The organism is Rhodococcus sp. BS-15 (assembly GCF_000813105.1).
Lineage (GTDB): Bacteria > Actinomycetota > Actinomycetes > Mycobacteriales > Mycobacteriaceae > Rhodococcoides.
Genome location: NZ_BAOX01000565.1, coordinates 1 through 1069, shown reverse-complemented (window position 1 = coordinate 1069; position 1069 = coordinate 1). Strand labels below are relative to the sequence as shown.

General features: G+C 68.3%; 1 pseudogene. It reads left to right on the top strand.

From position 1 onward, the window contains the following. Positions 1 to 1069 (top strand): annotated as a pseudogene (locus RHBS_RS27970) (exodeoxyribonuclease V subunit gamma); the annotation flags it as partial.

Here is a 1069-nt window from a genome sequence, read left to right as displayed (position 1 = left end):
TGCGGCTCGCGGACGTGCGCGCCATGCTGGCCGGCCGACTGGCCGGCAGGCCCACCCGAGCGAACTTCCGCACCGGCGAGCTGACCGTGTGCACCATGGTGCCGATGCGCTCGGTTCCGCACCGAGTGGTGGTGCTGCTCGGGCTCGACGACGAGGTGTTCCCCCGAGTGGGAAGTACCGACGGAGACGACATCCTCGCCCGTGATCCGGCCGTCGGCGAACGAGACATTCGCAGTGAGGACCGACAACTGCTCCTCGACGCGGTGATGTCGGCCGAGGAGAAGCTGCTCTTGTTCTACACCGGAGCCGACCCCGTCGACGGGTCCGCCAAGCCGCCCGCGATCCCGCTGCGCGAGTTGATGGACGTGCTCGAGGTGACGGCGGGCGGAAGCGTCGAACATCGGCATCCGTTGCAACCGTTCGATCCGCACAACTTCGAAGCCGAACACCCCTTCAGCTTCGACACGGTTGCCCTGGCCGGGGCGGTCTCCCAGCAACGGACCCCCGATCCAGTGGCACCGTTTCTGCCCCACGCGCTCCCTCCGGCCGATCGCGGGGACGTCGAACTCGCCGAACTCATCGCCTTCGTCGAGAATCCGGTGCAGGCCTTTCTGCGGCAACGGCTCGGATTTCGCGTTCCGGAGCTCGAGGACGACCTGGCAGACAGCCTGGACATCGAGCTGGATCCGTTGTCCCGGTGGAACATCGGTGATCGTATGCTCGCGGCAGTACTCGCCGGTGGCGACATCGGAGAATTCGCCGACGCCGAGTGGCGGCGCGGCACCCTCCCGCCGTTCCATCAGGCCGCCGGGAGATGTCCGACATTCGGCAGATCGTCGGAATCATCGCCGACGCGGCCGCTGCATTCCACGAGGGTCCTGCCGAGACGATCGACGTCGCGGTCGATCTCGGCGACGGACGCCGCCTGGCCGGCACCGTCACCGGAATTCACGGCCGCACGCTGGCCCGTTCGTCCTACTCGCGCCTGGCCGCCAAGCATCGACTGGCCGCGTGGGTGCGGTTGCTGGCGGTGGCCGCATCCCGAGCCAGGGGAGGTGGACGCCCGTCA